The following is a 16,679-nucleotide window of genomic DNA, read 5'->3' as shown; positions in this document are numbered from 1 at the left end:
AAAACATTCAGACCATAAAAAACCACAGTCAATGTGGTTTTTTATTGATAAAACTATAGATGAACTGACTTAGAACCAGTTCATCAAAGAAACACCCAAACCCACATAAGTTGCACGATGGTTGTAATCAATCAGGCTTTCACCATAACCATCAAATAACTGAAAATGTCCACGAAGTTTACCGCTGATTGGGAATGCCCAGTCAAACTGAGCTGCACCATGAGCATCATCCCCACCCTTTAATGAATGTCTGAGCATTAATGAAAACTCATGCTCATTCCACCGATAAAAAGCAGTCATGTCACCACGCCCCACATAATCTTTAATGTCAGGGTTGTTATCGTCTTTGAAATCTTCTTCCATGCGATACCATGGTCTTAGCATTAAAGCAAAATTATTACGCTCAAAACCCAGGTTCAGCATGACCCTGTTCCAGCTGCGTGAAAGCGGATCAGAGCGACCATTGGACTGATGGTTTAAAGTCAGCCCAAGCAGACGGGCATTTAAGCCTAAGACTTCATAATTGGTTCTGAATACCAGGCTCGCTTCAGGTTCATAATTTGTTTCACGAAATGGTCTGGATTCATCTGAGTTATAAACCTGCCAGCGTGAAGACTGTGTATAGCCAACCCAGACATCGCCATTATTACCAAAAAGATTTTCAACCGCTTTGGTTTTCAGGGACAGCTGGAATTTGGCTTCCATGGATTTCAGGTTCTGGTCCTGATCAACCGTGTTCGTTGGATTAGGACTGTGAGGTAACTCGTTTTTATCATTGGTCCAAAATGCAGGAAGCAAATAAACCGGCTGATAAGCCCGGATATTCCAGGTTCCCAGCTTACTTTCAGGAGAAAGCTCCCAGCGCTTATCCAGCAATGAAGTATTCGGATCAATTTTCGGTCCTTCAACTGCAAACAGACTGTCCACACCATGGCGGATTTTTTCCTTCACCGTTTCAGGCTGCGTCGGTGCGGGTTTGATATCCAGTGCAGCTTCGCGCTCCGAAACAAGCTGTGGGCGTATCGGATCTGGTACTTTAAACAGCGCATCGTAACAGGCCAGTCGATCTGGATTTGAATCCAGAGCAGCACAGGCTGCAGCACTTGCAGGCTGCTCCTGTGCATAAGCAGTTGATGCTGTACCGAGTAAACAGATACTCAGATTTAAAGCAGTACGTCCAAAACGGGTGAATGCCATGGTGGAATCCTTGGTTTTTGTTTTAATTGACCTGTTTGATTTCAAAACCAAGTGCCGCCAGTTCTTCACGTCTGGCAAATGGCGCAACAACAGATTTACACGGTGTCTGTTTCAGTAAATAGACATCAGCAACCCGTTTTAAATCTTCAAGTGTAACTGAAAGCAATCTTTCACGAAGCTGATTTCTGAACGCAGGTGTACGAGAATGCAGTAATGCATAGCAAGCTGTAATCGCTTCACCAGCTGGAGAACCTGGTTTATCCATACTTGCAATTAAACCCAGAATCGCTTCTTCAAGCTGATAATCCTGCTGTTCAGTATTTAACAGCCATTGCACACTGGCTTCAAAATCTTTAAACGTTTCTGCCATACGGGGATCACGATAGCTGTAGAAACGGAAAGAACATGCATTTCCATCATAGCTTGCCCCACCACCATAAGCACCACCTTTTTCACGGATCGCACTGTGCAGATATCCGTTACGCAGATAAGCTGCCAGCACCATCAATGCCGCAGAATCAGGGTGAGAAACTTCCACTGCTGGATATGCTGATGCACAGAACTGAACATTGGTCTGAATCAGCCATGCTTCATCTTTATCTGTGTTTTCTGTCTGAACTGCCAGTAACTGAGGCTGTTCTTTTAGAATATCGACTTTATCCCATACATTCTGAACTTCCTCAACTAGCTGTTCAGACATCTGTTCTTCACAGACCAGCAGAAACTGTTTCTGTGCCTGCAGCAGTTTCAGATGCACTGCTTTCAGCTCATTGATCAGAGCGTCATAAGCTGTTTCATCATTTTCAACTGAAGACACCAGTGCGCTCATCCAGTTCAGCGCACCCAGACCGGTATTCTGATAGTCACGCTGTGCCAGTGCGCTGTGATTACGTGAAGCAACCTGCATCGCATAGCTGTGACCAGACCCTGAAATACGGGACTGCCAGCGTGTTTTGCGCTGTTGCAGCAGCTCTATGATACGGTCTTTCTCATCAAAACGCAGTTTCTCAAAGGTCAGTTTAAGCAAACGGATTGCTTCAAAATTATTCACCAGTGATTTGGTGGTCAGTGTCATCCATGCACTGATCTGACCTTTGTCATCCACACGTGAGCGTAATGAAGCTCCCATTCCCAGACCACCACTGACAGCGGTCTGAAGCTGTTGCAGTTCAAGATAGTTATACTCACCTGCGCCTACTTCACCAAACAGAATGGAAAGCAGATTGAAATAGGGTGACTGCACCACTTCCTGAGGAATCTTAATCAGCACCTGCTGATAATAAATACCGTTGGTTCCAGCATGATACAGATTTAATGGCATATCCATATTGTTACTGATAATTTCGCGTAACTGCCCCTGTACGATCTGAAGCGCAGCCGGTACATCTTCAAGTCCAACCTTTGGTAACAGATTCATGTCATCAGGGGTATCCTGACGGATTTTCAGAGCTTCAGTCTGAGCCAGGATTTCAGCCTTATCTGCTTCTGTCAGTTTCTCACCAATCGCTGCAAGACGGGCTTTTTCTTCCTCTGCATCTTTTACAGATTTTGTTGCATCAGGAACCAGTGTCATCTGTACACGGTGTGGGTTGTCAATCAGATGTTCTTTGATCAGACTGGACAGCCACATCGGATCTTTCAGCTCTTCTTTGACTTCTGCAATTGCAGTATCCACATCCCATACATGAACAGGATCATTGTGGTGAATTGCACTCGCCAGACCATTTAAAATCAGTGTCAGTCCATAAGGTGTGCCATCACCATTGATTTCACGCTGATGCAGTTCGATCTGATGCAAAATTGCATCAATCATTTCAGCATCAACCGGTTTTGAAGCCACTTCTTCCAGAATTTTAAACACGCCGTTTTTAAATTCCTGAGCATGCTCTGGATTTGAACCCTGCACACCACAGAAGAATGTCATTTCATAGTTGGAATCATCCACACCCAGGATTGGACCAGTAGACTGCGCATAGCCACAGGTTTCAAGGTACTGACGTAATGGTGATGCTGAATCCTCCAGCAGGATACCTTCCACCAGGCGCATGCCCAGACGGAGTTTGATATCACTTGCCTGCGGTAACAGCCACGAAATAATGTGATAGGTCTTATCTGTTAAATCTTCAGCATCCACCGCATAGCTTTCTGTTACTTCAAGGGGTGCTGTCAGACGCTGTTCAGCTTTGGAATAAAGCGTTTCACCTTTTTCAAAACGGGACAATGCCAGCGTTTCAAACTGCTCCTGCAGATGATATGCCGTCTGATTACCAAACGTCATAAACACTGCATTACTTGGATGATAATGCGACTTATAGAAAGCCACTAACTCATCGTAAGTTAAATCAGGAATATCTTTTGGATCACCACCTGAGTTGTAGTGATAAGTCGTTTTCGGGAACAGATGATGAGCTAGCTGATGGTACAGCTGATCTGAAGGAGAACTCATCGCCCCTTTCATTTCATTGAACACCACACCTTTATAAACCGGTTCACCATTTTCAAGCTCAATACGGATACCTTCCTGAGCAAAATCCAGAGGATTCAGGTTGGCTGCAAAAGCGGCATCCATATACACTTCAAGTAAGTTCTGGAAGTCTTTTTTATTCTGTGTTGCAAATGGATAGGCTGTCCAGTCCGCTGCGGTAAACGCATTCATAAATGTGTTCAATGAACGGCGGATCATTAAGAAGAATGGGTCACGTACAGGGAATTTTTCTGAACCACACAATGCCGTGTGTTCAAGAATATGTGCCTCACCTTTGGAATCCATAGGCTGAGTACGGAATGCAACCAGAAAAACATTTTCATCATGTTCTGTTGCTAAATGGTAGTGCATTGCACCAGTCACTTTATGTTTATATTCAGACACTGAAATGTCTAAAGCTTCTACATGGTGTTGACGTACCAGCTGAAACGCAGGATGTACAGTTTGGGCTAAGGTTTCAGTGACATCTACAGTCATGCGATCTCCAGTAATTTGATACTTTTCTATAGGCTTCAAGTATAACCCAAACTCAGACAAATGCGATTCATTCCTGGTATTAATTCAGATCTTAACCGTTGGATTTAACGATTGTTTATATCGGTCATTTTTTGATGATAAACAGATTATTTTTCCTGCTGATATTTTAAAGAGTTCTCACGGATACATGCTTTTAACTGTTCTGCATTCATGTCTTCGATGGTAGCCAGTGCATCATATAAAAACTGCGGATCATCATTCACCGTTCCTTCCAGCCGCAGATCAATCCGAGACTGAATACCATATTCAGCAATTTCGAACAGCTCATCCTCACCTAAACGCTCAAGAATTTCGTTCTGATCTGTCATCGTGGTTTCTTTTATTTTTGTGAAAACTCATCATTAGCATGGTCATGGCAAAAACAATATTCTGTTTTGTAACCTCAGCAAACACAGAACAGATATTCAGCAATAAAAAGTGATGATCAAAATCAGTGACCATCACCGTCAAACTAAATTCAGAAATTTTGAGTGAACGCTTCCTGATTAATGACTTTTGGCTTCTATCACTTTTTGTCCATTGACCCGACCGGAGATATAAATACAGATCAGAATTGCAATCATCAATACAGCCGAAGCAGCAGACCGACTCAATGCCAGACCACCATGATCAATCGGTTTATCCAGAAAGTCGCCGACCACGGCACCTAAAGGACGTGTTAAAACAAATGCTGTCCAGAACAACAGAACACGCGATGTTTTAGTAAAGAAGTACAATCCAGTCACAATCAACAGCAACACTACATACAGCATGATTCCGCCTGTATAGCCCAGCCCTGCCGTATCGGATGACCAGTCACCCAATGCCGTACCCAGTGTCTGTGAAAATGTAATAGTGATCCAGTAAAACAGCTCTGCCCTGGGCTTTTGAATATGTGGAGAAATTGAGCCTTCAACCCTATACCAGCTGTATAGTGATAACAGTACCAAGCTGAGTAATAAGCTACTCCCTCCGAGATAACCAATCCCAAGAGAACGATCGACAAAATCGGCTAAAGTCGTACCAACGGTGGTACTGGCGATAATCGTGAACCAGTATAAATAGGGGCGATATGTTTCTGCACGAATCTGGAAAATGACAAAGGCAATAAATACAAAGGCAAAAATAAAGGTACTGACCAGATATCCTAAATTCAGTGACATTGAAACAGCGTCACCTGCCGTTTCACCGAATGTCGTTGCAAAGATTTTAGTAATCCAGAATAACAGCGTTACTTGCGGCACTTTAGACAACAGTTCATTTAAATCATTTTGCTTCATGGCTTGGATCAGCAAGCATTTCAATGAAACTATATTTACCGACCAGACTTAAAGCAAAATTAAACCGTGATAATCATCACAAATATTTTGAGAAATAGAATGCTGTATAGATGTAATACAAAGTGGTGAATTTCTTAGGCTGTTTTTAACAGATTATTTTAATGGATAGACAGCAAACTGTTTATTTACCGTTTGCTGCATCCAGTACTGCAACATAGCTTCAGTTTCCGGAAATAAAGGACATGGCAATTCATTTAAATCAAACCACTGCCATGACTCAAAGATATGTGGTTCTGTGACTTTTAAATCTGCTTTTATTTCATCTGATTGCAGTTGAATATACAGTCCTGTAGTCATATTCACGTGTGGATTAGCGCGATTGAGGAGCACTATAACTGGTTTGAGTAAATCAGAGCTCAGACTTAGATGTGTCTCTTCGAATATTTCACGTGCTGCTGACTGCTCAAGACTTTCCTGTGCGTCAACTTTACCACCGGGAAAACACCATGATGGTGTCTCACCGGCTTTAATGCGGTGCCCCAGCAACACGCGGTTTTCACAATCCAGAATCATGATACCCACACCCACAATCGGGAATAAAACACTGGATTCATTCATCATGATTTCATATCTCAAAACATTTGACGATCGGGACTGAAAATTTTTACCTAAACCAGATATTTAAAATAGTTGTAGTTCGGATGATTTTCGACAAATACATAGTTCTGTTTCTGATAAAAATGCGCTGCAGATTTGATTTCAGTATTCAGACACAATGCAGAGAAATCTTTTCGGGCTTTTTGTTCCAGATGTTGTAACAGCTGCTTACCCACTCCATGTTTACGGTATTCAGGAAGTACATAAAAACGGCGGACACGACCGATACGGTTTTCCACATCATTTTCATTCCACTGCTGATTCAGACCACCACATGCAATCAGTTTATGATCATCATAAACAAAAAGTAAAAATTCGCCGTGCTGATCAAAACGGTTTTTACCACTTTTGAATTCTTCAATCAGTCTTTCTACAAAATTAAAGCCTTCTTTGGTTGCCTGTTGTGCAAGCTCACCAATCTGTCCTGGCAATTCCTCTGCTGTTTTGATCTCAATATTCATCTAAAATCCTTGAACCCTGTATTCGCCATATTTTCCACAAAAACACTTAAGCATATATTGAATTTTATTCACAAATCTACAGCAATACTGAGCATTGGTGTAAACTAAATGCTTTATTTTGAAATGTGAACGGAAACATGGCAACTGTTGATCTTTTTGCAATTGGCAATGCGCTGATTGACCAGGAATTTAAAGTATCTGATGACTTCCTACTTCAACAAAACCTGCAAAAAGGGACCATGCAACTGACTGATGGTGACAGTCAGGCTCATTTATATAACAAACTCAAAGAAACACAACTATACAAAGGTCAGGCTTCAGGTGGATCTGCTGCAAATACTACAGTTGCATTCACTGCTCTGGGTGGAACTGCATTTTATGGTTGCCGTGTAGGCAATGATGATCTGGGAAAAATTTACCTGGACGGCTTAAATGACGCAGGCATTCAGACTGCTGGAAAATCTGTAAGCGAAGGTGTAACAGGAACCTGCATGGTACTGGTCAGCCCTGATTCTGAACGGACGATGCATACCTATCTGGGCATTACAGCTGAACTGACAGATCAGCAGATTGATTTCACAGCATTGAAAACAGCTGAGTGGCTGTATATTGAAGGTTATCTGTCCACTAGCGACTCAGCTCGCCAGGCTGTCAAACAGGCTCGCCAGATTGCCCGTGAAAACAACGTAAAAATTGCGCTGACACTTTCAGACCCTGCTATGGTTCAGTATGCACGCACAGGTCTGGATGAACTGCTCGATGATGGTGTGGATTTACTGTTCTGCAATCAGCAGGAAGCACTGATGTACACAGAAACTGACAATATTGAACAGGCTTTAGCTAAACTGCACTTAAAAAGCAAATACACTGTCATTACATTAAGCTCTGAAGGTGCATTAATTTCTGATACTGAACACAGCTTTCAGGTTCCTGGTCGTCAGGTGACTGCTGTAGATGCAAATGGTGCTGGTGATGCTTTTGCAGGTGCTTTCCTCTATGCTCTGAATCAGGGCGAAAGTCTGAAAGCTGCCGCAGAACTGGCGGTACTTATTTCCAGTGAAGTTGTTGCACAGTTTGGTCCACGACTTGATATAAAATCATACGCAACACTGTTGGAAAGTTTTCAAAAGGAATGCGCATAAATGAATAGAATTGCAATGATGGAAGAAATTCCAGAACGTGAAGCCCGTGCCTTTGATACAGATGATGGCAGAACAATTTTCATCACTCAGCGTGACGGTGCATTTTTTGCCTACAACAATGTCTGCCCACACCTGCAGACTGAACTTGAATTTCTGGAAAATCAGTTCCTTGACCGTGATGGTGAATACATCGAGTGTTCAACTCACGGAGCGCTGTTCAATGTGGAGTCAGGTGAATGCATTTCAGGTCCCTGCCTCGGTGAATCTCTTGAAAAGGTTGAAATAACCGTGCATTCTGATGGCGGTATTTACCTGACCTAAGAAAAACAACTGGATTTGACACCATGCTGGATTTTTTCAACAATCACGACTTAATGCCGTTTCATTTAAGCCTGATACTTCTTGTTGTACTCAGCATGGTGGAAACCATTGGTTATTATTTTAAAGCTCAGCCCAGCAAGATTTTCAACCGGCTTTTCCCGGGTAAAATTGTCAGCTCACCTTTGCTGAATGTTAAATTTTCCAAAACTCTGATTCTTGTCTTTCTGTTAATGAATTTCAGCTTTGCAGGTTACTTTTTAGAGTTCCTGGTCTTTTCTCAGAAACAGCACTTTATCTCCTCCTATTACCTGATTTTACCTGCCCTGATTATTGCGATCTTCTTTACTGTGTTTATGATTCATTGTCTGGATCAGGTGATCAAACCGGATCAGATTCACAAACAGGCTGATCTTCTGGGGCGTCTGGCGACCATTTCCAGTGGAAATGCCCGCCCGGGTTTCTCCGCTCAGGCTCGTGTGCGGGATGAGTTCGGTCAGTTGCACTATGTCCAGGTCGAACCTGAATTTGGTGAACTGGAGTTTCAGGCTCAGATCATTCTGATACGCCAGAGAAAATCACACTACATCGCTAAACGAATCTCAAAATCCAACTCACTTTTTCAGAGTGACAGCTTACTCTGATCCCATCAGCCATTCAGATGACATTGACAGGCTTAGCTACTTTCTGCCCACTCTAAAAATACAGCTAGCTGTTGCTAAGATTCAGATAATAAATGAAGGTTTCACCTGAAAGATCCGATCAGCTGTACAACAGTAAACCTGTAGAGCACCAATTACACTACCGCATACAACGGACACATACCTGAACGATCATTTCCTCTCCAGCTGGCAACCAGGTTTTCGACCAGTAAACACACAAACTGCCTGATACCAGACCATTCTAACAAGCAGTCTGCAATCGTTTTTAAATATTACTCATATTTTAATCCTGGTATTCTGATTGGTTTTACAAGTTAAATCCGACTAAAAAAATCTGGTTTAAATTTAAAAATACAAGCATTTTAGTCAGAATTAATTTATATAAATACAACCGTTTTAGTCAGGAAATAATCACGCATTTTTCTGTTTATTTTTTAACTACAAAAACAAATAGTATATTGTTTTAAAACAACTTAATAATATATTTTTATTTTAAGTGTATTAGCTATTTCCTTTTTGTATGAATTTGTTTAATAATATCTCATAAGTTTTAAAATAGGCTTGTCTACATGAGCTTAATACCCAAAGATTTAAACCGTCGCTTCATTCGTGAAATAACAGTCATTTTAATTATTAAGGTTGTTATTTTACTGACCATCAAACACATCTGGTTCGACGCGCCCACTATTCCCAAAAATTTTGATAACCAAGTTGCTGAGCGTATTGCCGGCAGTCCTTCCCAAATCAAGGAGACACGTTGATGATTTCTGAAAGCGTGGTCGATCTCTCGCGGTTCCAGTTCGCTATGACCGCGATGTATCACTTTATTTTTGTTCCACTGACTTTAGGCCTTGCCTTTATTCTTGCCATCATGGAAACCACATACGTGATTTCAGGCAAAGAAATTTATAAAGACATGACTAAATTCTGGGGAAAACTTTTCGGTATTAACTTCGCTTTAGGTGTTACTACCGGTTTGACCATGGAATTCCAGTTCGGTACCAACTGGGCATATTACTCACATTATGTCGGTGATATTTTTGGAGCTCCCCTGGCAATTGAAGGCCTGATGGCATTCTTCCTTGAGTCCACCTTTATTGGTCTGTTTTTCTTTGGTTGGGATCGCTTATCCAAAGTTCAGCATCTTGCAGTAACGTGGCTGGTGGCACTCGGCTCAAACATGTCTGCTTTATGGATTCTGGTTGCAAACGGCTGGATGCAGAACCCTGTTGGCTCCAAGTTCAACTATGAAACCATGCGTATGGAAATGGTGGACTTTGGTGCACTGATTTTTAACCCTGTCGCACAGGTTAAGTTTGTACACACTGTTTCTGCAGGTTATGTCACAGGTGCAATTTTCGTCCTTGCGATTTCCAGCTTCTATCTCCTGAAAAAACGTGATGTTCCTTTTGCACGCCGCTCTTTTGCTATCGCAGCAATTTTTGGTCTTGCATCTACATTATCCGTCATTTTACTCGGTGATGAATCAGGTTATGAAATTGGTGACGTTCAGAAAACCAAACTGGCTGCAATTGAAGCTGAATGGGATACTCATCCTGCTCCAGCGGCATTTACACTGTTCGGTATTCCTAACAAGGAAACCATGACAACTGATTATGCAGTCAAAATTCCTTATGTGATGGGTCTGATTGCAACACGTTCAACTGACACTCAGGTTATGGGTATTAAAGATCTGATCGTGGAACACGAAGGTCGTATCCGTAACGGTATGGTTGCATACTCACAGCTGGAAAAACTGCGTGCAGGTGATACATCAGCTGAACTGAAAGCTGCATTTGAAGAGTCTCAGAAAGACCTCGGATATGGCTTACTGTTGAAAAAATACACGCCAAATGTTGTAGATGCTACTGATGCTCACATCAAATCTGCTGCTAAGGACACCATTCCACATGTTCCAAGTCTGTTCTGGGCATTCCGTGCAATGGTTGCTTCAGGCTTCCTTATGTTGCTTCTGTTCATTATTGCAACTGTTGCTGTGGCAAAACGTAATGCAGAAAATAAACCGTGGTTACTTAAATTTGCGCTGTTCTCTTTGCCGTTACCGTGGGTTGCTGCACAGACAGGCTGGTACGTTGCAGAAGTTGGTCGTCAGCCTTGGACTATCGGTGAAGTTCTGCCTACACACCTTTCAGCATCAAGCTTAAGTACTGGTGATGTAATGGGCTCAATTGCTGCCCTGGCAACTTTCTATACTGTTCTGCTGATTATTGAAATGTACCTGATGATTAAATTCTCTCGTCTGGGTCCAAGTTCACTGCATACCGGTAAATATCATTTCGAAAAACTTGAAGCACAAAACAATGCGACTGAGGAGGCTCAATCATGATCGAATATGAACTTCTCAAAATTATCTGGTGGGTACTTGTTGGCGTACTGCTGATTGGTTTTGCTCTGACCGATGGTTTCGATATGGGCTCGATGGCAATCATGCCATTCGTTGGAAAAAATGACGAAGAACGCCGTGCAGCAATCAACACGATTGCTCCACACTGGGACGGCAACCAGGTCTGGTTTATTACCGCTGGTGGCGCACTGTTCGCAGCATGGCCAATGGTTTATGCAACTGCATTCTCAGGCATGTACTGGGCACTGTTACTGGTTCTGTTTGCGCTGTTCTTACGACCTGTAGGCTTTGACTACCGCTCCAAACTTGAAAATACGAAATGGCGTACTTCATGGGACTGGGGTCTGTGTATCGGTGGTGCTGTACCTGCACTGGTTTTCGGTGTTGCATTCGGAAACATGTTCCTGGGTGTTCCGTTTACCCTGGATGAAACAGTCCGCTCACATTACACAGGCAGTTTCTTTGCCCTGCTCAACCCATTTGCGCTCATTTGCGGTATTGTCAGCCTGTCCATGTTATGTGCTCATGGTGGTGCATGGTTAATGCTTCGTACTGATGGTGACCTGCGCCAGCGCTCTGCTAAAGCAACTCAGATCATGGGTATTGTTTTCCTGGTCTGCTTCCTTGCAGCGGGTGCATGGCTCTATTTTGGCAATATCCAGGGATACACACTGGTTACTCCATTTGATACCAATGGCGCTGCCAACCCATTTGCAAAACAGGTATTAACTGATGCAAACCCAGGCTGGATGAACAACTACAGTACTTACCCTGTAACAATCATTGCACCTGTTATGGCAATTCTGGGCGCACTGATCATTATTCTGGCAGGTGGTAAAAATAAAGCAGGTCTTGCTTTCACTGGCAGTAGCCTGGCAGTGACCGGTGCAATTCTGACTGCAGGGTTTGCCCTGTTCCCATTCCTGATGCCATCAAGCATCAACCCGGTTGTAAGTCTGACCATGTGGGATGCTGTTTCCAGTAAAAATACACTGGTTGTAATGACTGTTGCGGCATGTATTTTCGTTCCACTCATTCTACTGTACACAACATGGTGCTACTATAAAATGTGGGGCGTTATTACTAAAAAACATATTCAGGAAAATACGCATAGCCTGTACTAAGGGCTATGCACGGAGAACGTATTATGTGGTATTTCGCTTGGATTCTCGGTATTTTGATGGCATGTTTCGCAGGTGTACTCAGCGCACTGTATATTGAACATCATCATGATATGGATGAGGAATAAAAGATGACTGAAGCAGCAATGAACCAGGAAACAAAGTCGCCAAATAAAATAGCAATGGCCATCTCTTTTCTGTTGGCATTGCCACTTGCAGCTGTCTTACTGGTACATCCGGCAGCAATGCTGGATGCCAATGGTGCATACAGCCACCGTGCAATGATGCTGATCATGATAGGAATATCTGGAGGCTTTATACACGGTGTAGGTTTTATACCCCGTTTCAGTCTATGGAAATGGTTATTCAGTCCTTTGGTTGCATGGCCTTTGATGATCTGGGGCTATTACACCTGGTTTTTAAGTTAAGTGCTGTTAATCACTTAACATGAAAACTGAAATAAAGGGCGCATTTTATGTGCCCTTTATTTTTCATAAATAAAAAAGCACCCTTCATCTTAAATTGAAAAATAACTTTGTGACATACTTTACATAAAGTTAAAAATGTAAGATAGTAAGCACAATTAAAACAACTTGTTAAATACAATAAACGAACAGGAACAACATAATGAAATTATTCTATATTGCAGCAGCTGCTCTGCCTTTAGCACTGTCAGGATGTATTGTCACTTCGAGCAAGCCAACTGGCAAGTACGCTCAGATTGCGAACAGCAGCTTTGAAATGCCTGCAGACCCAACCAAAGTACTTACACGTGGTCAGGTGACCTGTGAGCCTGGTTTAATCTGTCCAGAACTTTCAGTCGACTGGAAACAGACTGCTGACCAGCTTTATAAAATCAACATTGATATTTATGACAAAGAAAAATATGACATTCAAAAGTTTCTTTTCATCATTGATGGACAAAACTACCCTTATATTCCTGAATTTTCCACAAAATACCGCACTGTTCCAGAATCTACAGTCATTGATTCATCAAACTATGTTTCAGTTCCTTTCAGCTTCCTCAAACGACTGAAAGATGCAGAAAATGTTCAGTTGAAACTTTCCACCAATAAAGGTGAAATAACCAATTATCTTCTGAATAACGGCAAACAATCCAATGCCTACAAACTGTTTATTCGCCGTATGAATAAAACCTGAATCTAAGCTTAGTCTTTCTGACATGACTTAAAAAAACAGGTAATTCCAGTTACCTGTTTTTTTGATCCAGTTAAAAGATTCATCAACGATATAAACTGCCTATATAAAAAATACAGGTATATTATCTCTGACAGATTTAACTGCTAAAAATAAAAAAGCCCTGTATGAACAGAGCTTTTTATAATACAGACCAGAATTAACGGTATTTAATCATTACAGTCTTGATTCTGTTTCCATCAAGTTCCGTCACTTCAAAATGTACACCATTAAAATCCAGCTGTGTACCCACTTCTACAGTGCCGTGAGTTTTTTCCAGGATCAATCCCGCCACACTGATATAACCTTCATCTTCCTCAACCAGATCCAGCATACCCAGTTCAAGCTCAAGCTGATAAATATCCAGCATACCTGTCGCTTTCCAGGTTTCATCATCAATTCTGACCAGGTCCAGCTGCTCGTCAGCATCAGGGAATTCACCCGCAATTGCTTCAAACACATCCAATGGCGATATAAGCCCCTGAACATTACCAAACTCATCGCTGACCATAACCAGTGAACCTTTGGAAGTTCTCAGAGTGTTAATCGCATCAATCACTTTCATTTTTTCGAAAATATAGATCGGACGCTGTCGCTTGATCAGATCTTTTAAGCCCTCACTGTCATCAACCACATCCAGCAGCTCTTTTGCACGGACAATACTGATCACTTTATCCAGACTGCCTCTGCAGACAGGAAACAGACTGTGCGGAACAGCCAGTACCTGTTCACGGATCTGCTCTGGAGAATCCTCCAGGTTCACCCATGAAATCTGGTTTCTTGGGGTCATAATAGATGCAACAGAACGCTCAGCCAGTGTCAGAACACCACCAATCATATAACGCTCTTCATCAGCAAAGGCTTCCTGAGCTTCTCCAGCACGAACATCATAATCATCTTCAACCTTCCCACCCATCAGTCTCAGAATCGAATCTGCAGTACGGTGACGTAAAGGTATCTTTGATTCATGCTTTTCAACATTGCGTTTAGAGAACTGGTTGAAAGCCTCAATAACAATGGCAACACCAATACCTGAGTAGATGTATCCTTTAGGAATATGGAAACCAAAACCTTCGGCTATCAAACTGATACCAATCAGCAACAGGAAACTCAGACACAGAATAACCACTGTTGGATGTCGGTTTACAAATGTCGTTAATGGTTTGGAAGCTATCAGCATCACGACCATTGCAACGATCATCGCCGCCATCATGACATAAATATTGTCAACCATACCGATGGCTGTAATCACAGAGTCCAGTGAAAAGACAGCATCAAGAATCACAATCTGAGCAACAACTGCCGTAAAACCGGCATAAACCACATTACTGGTGACTTTAACTTCAGGCTTCCCTTCCATTTTTTCATGTAACTCTGTTACAGCCTTATAGACCAGGAACAGACCACCAAATAAGAGAATCAGATCCCGACCGGAAAAAGTCCAGTCAAATACGGATATCAGTGGTTTGGTTAATGTAACCAACCAGGAAATTGCAAATAACAGCCCCAGACGCATGATCAAAGCTAAAGATAAGCCAATGACCCGTGCTTTATCACGTTGCTCAGGTGGAAGTTTGTCAGCAAGAATAGCGATGAATACTAAGTTATCAATACCCAGTACAATTTCAAGAACAATAAGAGTAAGAAGACCAATCCAAATACCAGGGTCCATTAAGAATTCCATGAATTCAGACCTCCAGACAGATTGTTGAAAGAAAAGATGTTAAGACCTGCGCACGGCGACGGATCCATGTTTTTAACCTATGTAAATGCGTTACTTTTATTATGCATAAACTACGCTATTTGTAATTATTTTTTTTGAAGCTTTTTTGCAACAGCGATCAAAAAGTCACAGCATTCCCACTCAGAATTTTAAAATAACGTTCCAGACCATAAGCCCCTTCAGAAATACACATATAAAGATCTATTGATGCATGCCTATAGAAATGTACTGAGCAGTCATATCATTTTCTGGTCGCTTATATTTCATATACTTCCTGATTAACATTTTGTTAATTATAAATATTAATAAAAAAATCACACCAAAAGTTTATTGATTATTCCATCATACGATCTCCTTTTTATAAAAAAACTTTGAAAACCATATGTTTATTTTTTATTTTTTTTATTAAGATAGCGCCCAAACATAAATTGCTGCGGCAATTTCTTAGAGAGACACAGAAAATATAAATGACAAATCCATATTAAAATAATGTAAGGATTATTTGAAAATTATGAATAAAAAACTTCATACCAAAATACAGAATAACGTTCATTTGAACATAAAAAATAGTTCTGGGGCTGAAAGTCATATTTTACTATCCGCCAGTTTTATTTTCAATTTCAATATGATTCATGAAAAATGCTTTTATTCAAAATATTGAATAATACTTTTTAATAAATTACGCAATCACAAAAACCAGGTATTTTTATTAAAAAATTATGGGGTTAAAATAATTCCAAGTATATTTATAATAAACAGACCAACTATATTGCATATACCATAAGTTTTCACATAAAATGTGAAACAATAATTAAATTACAATTAGAACGATGCGGGGAATTGCATGTCCAAGAAGTATTCTAAGTTTCTACCATCCACAGACGACTTTAACCTTGAAAATTTTCCATTTTACTGGATTACTCAAGTGCACTCCCAATATGTGCAAAATGTTGACTCTGTTCTGAAAAAATATGGTGTCGACAACTCCCGTCGCCGTATTTTAATTGCTCTGGCATCAAAGCCCGATGCAAGTGTTTCAGATCTGTCTGAGATGGTGGTTTCTAAAATGTCCACTACCACTAAGATTGTCTATCGTCTCAAAGACGAGGGACTTGTAGAAACCTACTCCTGTGAGGATGATGCACGGATTACCCGTGTACTACTCACAGCAAAAGGAAAAGAAATGACAGACAAGATTAATGATTTAACCAGTGTCGTACTGGAGCAGTCATTTGATGGTCTGACTCCTCTTCAGATAGAAAAGATGATTGACAGTTTACGTCAGATTTTTAATAACCTGGCTCGCTGATAATAATCAGAATAAACCGGAAAACACCTGGGGTGGGTGTCTTCCGGTTTTTTCATCTATAAAATAAATATCAGATTTCTGTTTTTAATTATTAATACTGTGCTGTAATCGCATAATAAACTACATCATTAATAAAATATGATGACTCTATATAAAATTTTTACCGCAAAGTAAAATAAAACCAATGATAATAATCAGTATTTAAACAACAAATCAAAACCCTGTAACAACAGAAAATATTGATAA

17 protein-coding genes are annotated in these 16,679 nt (G+C 41.2%); 10 read left to right on the top strand and 7 right to left on the bottom strand.

Going from position 1 to position 16,679, the window contains the following annotated elements; genetic code table 11:
• Positions 1-69: 69 nt before the first annotated feature.
• The 6 genes from CDG61_RS08005 to CDG61_RS07980 form a co-directional block, all read right to left on the bottom strand.
• The gene (locus tag CDG61_RS08005) at positions 70-1,197 is read right to left on the bottom strand and encodes a phospholipase A (RefSeq protein ID WP_087550165.1); all 1,128 of its coding nucleotides are present in this window, start codon (positions 1,195-1,197) and stop codon (positions 70-72) included.
• A 22-nt stretch (positions 1,198-1,219) separates the two neighbouring features.
• Entirely contained in the window at positions 1,220-4,159 is a 2,940-nt protein-coding gene (locus tag CDG61_RS08000) for an insulinase family protein (RefSeq protein ID WP_087550166.1), read from the bottom strand.
• A 146-nt stretch (positions 4,160-4,305) separates the two neighbouring features.
• Positions 4,306-4,527 (bottom strand): hypothetical protein, encoded by a 222-nt coding sequence (locus CDG61_RS07995; protein WP_087550167.1) that lies wholly within the window; start codon positions 4,525-4,527, stop codon positions 4,306-4,308.
• A 177-nt stretch (positions 4,528-4,704) separates the two neighbouring features.
• Positions 4,705-5,478 (bottom strand): hypothetical protein, encoded by a 774-nt coding sequence (locus CDG61_RS07990; protein ID WP_087550168.1) that lies wholly within the window; start codon positions 5,476-5,478, stop codon positions 4,705-4,707.
• Between the two features lie 153 nt (positions 5,479-5,631).
• Entirely contained in the window at positions 5,632-6,099 is a 468-nt protein-coding gene (locus tag CDG61_RS07985) for a nucleotide triphosphate diphosphatase NUDT15 (RefSeq protein WP_087550169.1), read from the bottom strand.
• A gap of 47 nt (positions 6,100-6,146) precedes the next feature.
• Positions 6,147-6,596 carry a GNAT family N-acetyltransferase gene (locus CDG61_RS07980; protein ID WP_087511670.1) on the bottom strand — a complete coding sequence of 150 codons (450 nt, stop codon included), beginning with the start codon at positions 6,594-6,596 and terminating at the stop codon, positions 6,147-6,149.
• Positions 6,597-6,733: 137 nt separating this feature from the next.
• On the opposite strand from CDG61_RS07980, the gene CDG61_RS07975 reads away from it, so the two are divergent.
• From CDG61_RS07975 to CDG61_RS07935, 9 genes are all read left to right on the top strand, one after another.
• On the top strand, positions 6,734-7,738 hold the full coding sequence (locus tag CDG61_RS07975) for an adenosine kinase (RefSeq protein WP_087550170.1): 1,005 nt from the start codon (positions 6,734-6,736) through the stop codon (positions 7,736-7,738).
• A gap of 15 nt (positions 7,739-7,753) precedes the next feature.
• Positions 7,754-8,059, top strand: a complete 306-nt coding sequence (locus CDG61_RS07970; protein WP_171405495.1) for a Rieske (2Fe-2S) protein — start codon at positions 7,754-7,756, stop codon at positions 8,057-8,059.
• Positions 8,060-8,082: 23 nt separating this feature from the next.
• Positions 8,083-8,700 carry an OB-fold-containig protein gene (locus CDG61_RS07965; protein ID WP_087550171.1) on the top strand — a complete coding sequence of 206 codons (618 nt, stop codon included), beginning with the start codon at positions 8,083-8,085 and terminating at the stop codon, positions 8,698-8,700.
• A 587-nt stretch (positions 8,701-9,287) separates the two neighbouring features.
• Positions 9,288-9,479, top strand: coding sequence for a cytochrome oxidase putative small subunit CydP (cydP, locus tag CDG61_RS07960; protein ID WP_087511666.1), 192 nt, complete (start codon positions 9,288-9,290; stop codon positions 9,477-9,479).
• Positions 9,479-11,065, top strand: a complete 1,587-nt coding sequence (locus CDG61_RS07955; protein WP_087550172.1) for a cytochrome ubiquinol oxidase subunit I — start codon at positions 9,479-9,481, stop codon at positions 11,063-11,065. Before cydP ends, CDG61_RS07955 begins: the two co-directional genes overlap by 1 nt.
• Positions 11,062-12,207, top strand: a complete 1,146-nt coding sequence (gene cydB / locus CDG61_RS07950; RefSeq protein WP_087550173.1) for a cytochrome d ubiquinol oxidase subunit II — start codon at positions 11,062-11,064, stop codon at positions 12,205-12,207. The genes CDG61_RS07955 and cydB overlap by 4 nt, the downstream gene beginning before the upstream one ends.
• A 23-nt stretch (positions 12,208-12,230) precedes the next feature.
• A complete protein-coding gene (gene cydX / locus CDG61_RS07945; RefSeq protein WP_087511731.1) occupies positions 12,231-12,332 on the top strand; it encodes a cytochrome bd-I oxidase subunit CydX in 102 nt (33 codons plus the stop codon).
• A gap of 3 nt (positions 12,333-12,335) precedes the next feature.
• Positions 12,336-12,632, top strand: a complete 297-nt coding sequence (locus CDG61_RS07940) for a cyd operon YbgE family protein (RefSeq protein ID WP_087550174.1) — start codon at positions 12,336-12,338, stop codon at positions 12,630-12,632.
• A gap of 199 nt (positions 12,633-12,831) precedes the next feature.
• Positions 12,832-13,365, top strand: coding sequence for a hypothetical protein (locus CDG61_RS07935; RefSeq protein ID WP_087550175.1), 534 nt, complete (start codon positions 12,832-12,834; stop codon positions 13,363-13,365).
• A 196-nt stretch (positions 13,366-13,561) separates the two neighbouring features.
• On the opposite strand, the gene CDG61_RS07930 is transcribed toward CDG61_RS07935, so the two are convergent.
• Entirely contained in the window at positions 13,562-15,085 is a 1,524-nt protein-coding gene (locus CDG61_RS07930) for a TerC family protein (RefSeq protein WP_087550176.1), read from the bottom strand.
• A gap of 883 nt (positions 15,086-15,968) precedes the next feature.
• Between CDG61_RS07930 and CDG61_RS07925 the strand changes: the two genes are divergently transcribed.
• The gene (locus CDG61_RS07925; protein WP_087550177.1) at positions 15,969-16,433 is read left to right on the top strand and encodes a MarR family winged helix-turn-helix transcriptional regulator; all 465 of its coding nucleotides are present in this window, start codon (positions 15,969-15,971) and stop codon (positions 16,431-16,433) included.
• The last annotated feature ends 246 nt before the right edge of the window (positions 16,434-16,679 follow it).

Source organism: Acinetobacter sp. WCHAc010052 (assembly GCF_002165295.2).
GTDB lineage: Bacteria > Pseudomonadota > Gammaproteobacteria > Pseudomonadales > Moraxellaceae > Acinetobacter > Acinetobacter chinensis.
This window is presented reverse-complemented; position numbering and strand designations above follow the sequence as displayed.